The sequence below is a fragment of the Amycolatopsis sp. NPDC102389 genome, assembly GCF_044765885.1.
In the GTDB taxonomy this organism is placed as follows: domain Bacteria; phylum Actinomycetota; class Actinomycetes; order Mycobacteriales; family Pseudonocardiaceae; genus Amycolatopsis.
In genome coordinates, this window is the sequence record NZ_JBIWKX010000090.1 from 1 (window position 1) to 5,334 (window position 5,334).

The following is a 5,334-nucleotide window of genomic DNA, read 5'->3' on the forward strand; positions in this document are numbered from 1 at the left end:
CCCACGCCCACCAACAAGATCAACAAACCCCACCAAGATCACCAACAAAACCCACCGGTGGATCCAGGTCTGATGCGACGAAAGGAGCCTTCGCCCCGGCCGGATACAGCCTCGTAAGTGGCGATTCGGGTTCTAAGCCGGATCGCCACTCACGAGACGTGACCCACCAGGCCGCCGCCGCGCTTGGTCGCCCCTTCATGTCCTTGGGGAAGGTGTGAAGGTCGAGTTTCCTCGGCTGAGCCGAGGGAAGGGGTCCTTCACGCGCAACCGCTGTGACTGCCGGGGCTGGTGGTGTCGCTGAGGCTGAGGTGGCGATCGTGGAGTCCGTGAAGGCCTCCTTCCCTACCTTCAGGGTAGGCAAGGAGGCCTTCACGGACCTGCGACCACCCGGCCGCCACCTTCCGTAGGTACCTAAAACATGCTTGGCCCTAAGCCGAATCGCCACTCACGACCCTGTCTCCATGTGTCCACAAAGGATGGTTCAGCAGTTCGACGTCGCCGGAACGCCCGCGACCCGGTCCTTGAGGAAGGCGAGCACATCGGCGTTACCGGTGTAGACCGCCGTGATGTGGTCGGTCTCGAAGGTCTTCCACGTCGTCTTGACCCCGGCGGCGCAGTAGGCCTTGTGCAACGCGTCGGCCTGGGCGAACTGCACGAGCTGGTCCTGGGTGGCGTGGTAGAGGAACACCGGGACCTTGGGCGGAGTGCCGCCGAGCTTGTTCTCGTTGAGCCGCTTGACCCATTCCGGACGCACGTACCCGGCGCTGGTCGTGTAGTCGGCGATCTTGTTGTTCGCGTAGGTGGTGAGCAGTTCGAACGTGCACGCGCTCTTCTGCATCTCCGCCAGTTTCGCGCGGCCGTTGTCGCTCAGGAACGAGTCCAGTTTCAGTTCGGGGTACGCGTTGTCCAGGCCGATCAGGGCGTAGGCGAAGACGCCGAAACCGAACTTCCCGTCGAGTTGCAGGGTGACCTGGACCAGGTCCGCCGGCACGCCGCCGGCGGCGACGCCGACGAGGTTCAGCTCCGGCGCGTAGGAAGGCTGCAGCTCCCCGGCCCAGGCGGCCGCGCCGCCGCCCTGCGAATACCCGCGGAAGAGCACCTTGGCGTCGGCCGACAGTTTCGTCTCCGGCAGGCGCTGCGCGGCGCGGACGGCGTCGATCACCGCCGGGCCTTCCGAACGCCCGACCACATACGTCGTCTTCGGATCCTGGCGGTAGCCCTCGTAGTCGGTGAGGGCGACGGCGTACCCGGCGTCGAGCGCGTCGTCGAGCCCCGACTGCTCGTAGAACGCGCCGATGTCGATCATTTTCGACGGGGTGCAGGTGAAGGCAGGGCCGTGGGTGCCGGCGGCGAACGAGACGATCGGCGCCTTCGCCGGGTCCACGTTCTTCGGCACCAGTACGGTCCCGGTCACCGCGTCCGGCTGCCCGAGCGCGTTCGTCGACAGGTACATGACCTGCCACGCGTTGACGGAATCCTTACGCGGACCGGCTTTCGAGACACGCGAGCGGATGATGTCGCCCGGTTCGCCCGCCGGGAGCGGGGACGGCGGGGTGTAGAACGAGTCGTCGGACGCCGCCGGGACGGCGGAGCTCGCCGGGCTTCCACTCAGCACGGTCAGGAGACCGGCGGACAGGACGATCGCCAGCGCGACGGCGAGTGTCCGGCGGGACGGGCGGGGGAACGGGGTCGGCACGGCCGGGCCTCCAGGGCTGGTTGAGGGCAGAGCGTCGCGGGCTCAGGCGTTGCCGCCGTAGACCTGGCGGCAGGTGGTGGATTCGGTGAACGCGAGATCCAGTTCCGGGTTGGTGCGCAGGTGCTTGATCGGGCCTTCCGGCTCGCTCAACCCGCTCATCGTGCTGTCCGCGTCGGCGACCACCTTCTGCAGGCTCGCCTGGTCGGTGACCTTCGCGTCCTGCATCCGCGTCAAGGTGGCGGACACCTTCGACTTGGTCTCGCCGAGCGTGGTGGTGGCCTTGTCCACCGCGGACTGTCCATCCGGGACCGGCGGCACACCGGCGTTCCGGAGCCCGCCCGCCATGTCGTCGAGCGCGGCGGAGAGCGAGTTCAGGAAGCCCACCATGGCCGTCTTCGTGGCCTGCGGATTGGCGGGGTCGAACGCGGGTGGCTGGGACAGCTTCGCCGAGCCCGTCGCGACGCCCGAGCACACCTTGTCCACCCACGCGAGCGCGGCCGGGTCGGCGTGCCTGCCCGCGTCGGCGGGCTCGTCGGACCCGCAGGCGCTCAGCAGGACCGCCGCGGCGGTCACGGAAACGGTGGCGAACGCGATTCGCGCTGCCGTGCGGCGCATTCTTTTCATGGTTTCCCCGTCGAATTCGGCGAAAGAGGGCCTGTTGCGCCGGCGACGAGCGGGATTCCGCGCGGTCGGCGGCGACCGGCTTGCTGAACCGCGAGGTTACTCACGAAAGATTCCGGCAGGCAAGGCGAGTATGGCCCGGAAAAGGGTGATTGGCACGCGCGAGATAGTTTTCCGGCGTGAGATTGTCACCCTCGTCAGCGGTTCCGGGAGCGGGCTTATCCGGCTCTGAACTGGGGAAACCCATGTGTCGCTACTAGGAACAGCTCGCCCGCACCGTGCCAGCGTGACAATTTACCGGTGCCGCGTCAACTTTTCCGGAGAAGCACTTGATAGCGGTGCGTGCGCGTCGTTAGTTTACTGTTCGGTTGCGATCCGTCAGACATCGTCGCTACCCGGAGAATTCTCACGGGCCGATATTCATTGCTCTGGGGAATTGTACGCCGTTTCGTATCATCGTTGATACCACGGAAGGACGATCGTGAGTCACCGTAGAGGAACCAAGAAGGCGGTCGCCGCCGCCGCTGCCGGTGCCGTGGGGCTTGCCACCGCGGTACTCGTGGTCGGGGCACAGTCCAGTGTCGCCGATCCGATCTCGCTCCCGCTCAACTATCACTGCAACCTGCCGCTCGTGGGGTCGCAGTCGCTCAAGGTGGTGATCAACACCGATCTTCCGCTGTCGGTCAAAACCGGTGAGCCGACCGGTACGTTCGACATCAAGGCCGTCTCCACGATCAACGCGGACACGGTCAGCGGGCTCAACCTGATCGGTGCGACCACGCTGGAAGGCCAGGCCATCGCGGCGGCGAACGTGGCGGCACCGGGACTCAACCTGCCGGTGAAGGTCCCGAACGACATCGCCAAGCAGAACATCCCCACCTCGGGCGAGATGACGATCAACGCGGCGGGCAAGACGCCTTCGTTGACCTTCAACCAGCCCGGCGAGGCGAAGATCACCGTGGGCGACCTGCAGCTGAAGGTCACCCCGCGCAAGCCCGACGGTTCGGTCACCGGCATCACGCCGGACGGCACGATCGACGCGCCGTGCACGCAGGATCCCGGCCAGAACAACACGCTGGCCACGATCAAGATCGGTGACGGTGGCGGCGGCACGACCACGCCGACGACCCCCACCACCCCGACCACGCCCACCACTCCCACGACGCCGACCACGCCGACGACCCCGACCACTCCCACCACCCCCGGTGGCGGCGGGATCAAGTACGCGTTCGGCATCAAGGGACAGACCGCGCTGAAGTCGCTCGGCAGCACGGCGGCGATCAACGGTGGCTTCGACGCGGATGTGGACCTCGCGTCGAAGACGTTCACCGGTGACCTCAAGCTCGACCCGTCGTCGACCCAGTTCAAGCTGTTCGGGTTCATCGACGGTCGTTCGGAGATCAAGGTCGAACAGGTCGGCAAGCAGACCGGTGAGCTCGTCGGCACCGGGTTCAAGGCGCACATCAAGTTCAACGTGTTCCTGCCGAGCGTGCAGATCTTCGGGATCCCCATCAGCTCCGACCCGAAGTGCGGCACGGTCAGCCCGTCCACCAGCGAGATGACCACGGGCCCGGACTTCGATCTGCTCAAGGGCGGGAAGCTGACCGGGACCTACTCGCTGTCCGCGCTGCAGAACTGCGGTCAGCTGAACGACTGGGTCAGCGCGTTCGCCAAGAGCGACGGCAACACGCTCGATCTGAACCTCACCAAGAAGTAGTCAGGCCGCCGGTCCCCGTCGCCTCCCGCGACGGGGACCGGTGCCGTTTTCGGGAAGGCGACCATGCCCCTTCGTGTCAACGTCCGGATGCTGATCGCGGCGGGCCTCATCGTGCTGATCACCGCCGGCTGCCTGGCGTTCGTCGCCGTCCGCAGCGCGGCGGCGGGGACGCCCGTCGACAAGAAGCTGTCGTTCACCTGCCCGTTCCCCCTGATCGGGCTGCAGAAGCTCGACGTGGACATCAAGGCCGACTTCGAGGTGCCGACGGCGCCCGGGGGCACGCTCACCACGTCCGGGCTGACCATCACCGTGACCGTGCCCGACAAGGCGGCCCGCGGCCTCAACCTCGTCGGCGCCGCCACCATCGAAGGCACCGCGGCGGCAGGCGTGACACTGGTCAACGGCGACGCGAGCCCGCTTCCCGTGCGCATCCCGCTGAACGTCGCCAAGGCGGATCTCCCGCCGTCCGGCACCTTCAGCACGGTGGCGACCGGCTCCGTGCCCACGATCACGCTGGCGAAACCGGGCAAGACGACGCTCACCGTCGGCGACTTCACCACCCGCCTCACGCCCAAGAAGGCCGACGGCTCCTTCACCGGGCTTGGCTCGTTCACCTCGGACTGCACTCTCGACCCCGGCCAGGACCCGGTCCTGCTCTCCTTCGAACTCGGCGACAAACCCGCGGGGCACCGGTACGCGGTCGCCGGGAAGACCGCAGTCAAGGCACTCGGCGCCGCGGCACCGCTCACCGGCACCTTCGACCTGAGCCCCACCGCGGCAACCGTGTTCAGCGGGGGTCCGGTGTTCGACAAGGCGCACGCCGACTTCCGGCTGTTCGGCTTCCTGCCGGGCACGGCCGAGCTGGAGTTCGTCGCCGACGGAGCGCAGGGCGGCGACCTCACCGGGACCGGTTTCGTCGCGAGGCCCCGGTTCACCACCGTTCTCCCGCTCGTCACGCTCGTCGGCATGCCGGTCAGCACCGGGCCGGGCTGCCGGACGTCGGCCCCGTCGACGGCGGAACTGCGCACCGGCGACGGCTTCACCATGGCGAAGGGCGGCGCGCTCGCCGGCACCTACTCGCTGGCGCCGCTGACCGGCTGCGGCGCGTTCACCTCGTACGTGAGCACCCTCTTCCAGGGAGACGGCAACACCTTCGAGCTCGCCCTGACCCCACGGCAGGCCTAGTGTCGCGGGGGGGGGGGGGGGGGGGGGGGGGGGTTGGGGGTGTGAAGCCCCCACAACCCCCCCAAACACCCCCACACGAAAAGGGAGAAGATTGAGGAAACAAACCCCACCGGAG

General features: G+C 67.5%; 4 protein-coding genes. 2 read left to right on the plus strand and 2 right to left on the minus strand.

Going from position 1 to position 5,334, the window contains the following annotated elements; all coding sequences use genetic code 11:
• Nucleotides 1–481 precede the first annotated feature (481 nt).
• Both ACIRGA_RS38540 and ACIRGA_RS38545 read right to left on the minus strand, forming a co-directional pair.
• Nucleotides 482–1,696, minus strand: a complete 1,215-nt coding sequence (locus tag ACIRGA_RS38540; RefSeq protein ID WP_400951512.1) for a lipase family protein — start codon at nt 1,694–1,696, stop codon at nt 482–484.
• A 42-nt stretch (nt 1,697–1,738) separates the two neighbouring features.
• On the minus strand, nt 1,739–2,311 hold the full coding sequence (locus ACIRGA_RS38545) for a hypothetical protein (RefSeq protein WP_400951515.1): 573 nt from the start codon (nt 2,309–2,311) through the stop codon (nt 1,739–1,741).
• Between the two features lie 487 nt (nt 2,312–2,798).
• Here ACIRGA_RS38545 and ACIRGA_RS38550 point away from each other — a divergent pair, with 487 nt between their 5' ends.
• Nucleotides 2,799–4,034, plus strand: coding sequence for a DUF6801 domain-containing protein (locus ACIRGA_RS38550; protein ID WP_400951518.1), 1,236 nt, complete (start codon nt 2,799–2,801; stop codon nt 4,032–4,034).
• Nucleotides 4,035–4,097: 63 nt separating this feature from the next.
• Nucleotides 4,098–5,219, plus strand: a complete 1,122-nt coding sequence (locus ACIRGA_RS38555) for a DUF6801 domain-containing protein (protein ID WP_400951521.1) — start codon at nt 4,098–4,100, stop codon at nt 5,217–5,219.
• Nucleotides 5,220–5,334: the final 115 nt, after the last annotated feature.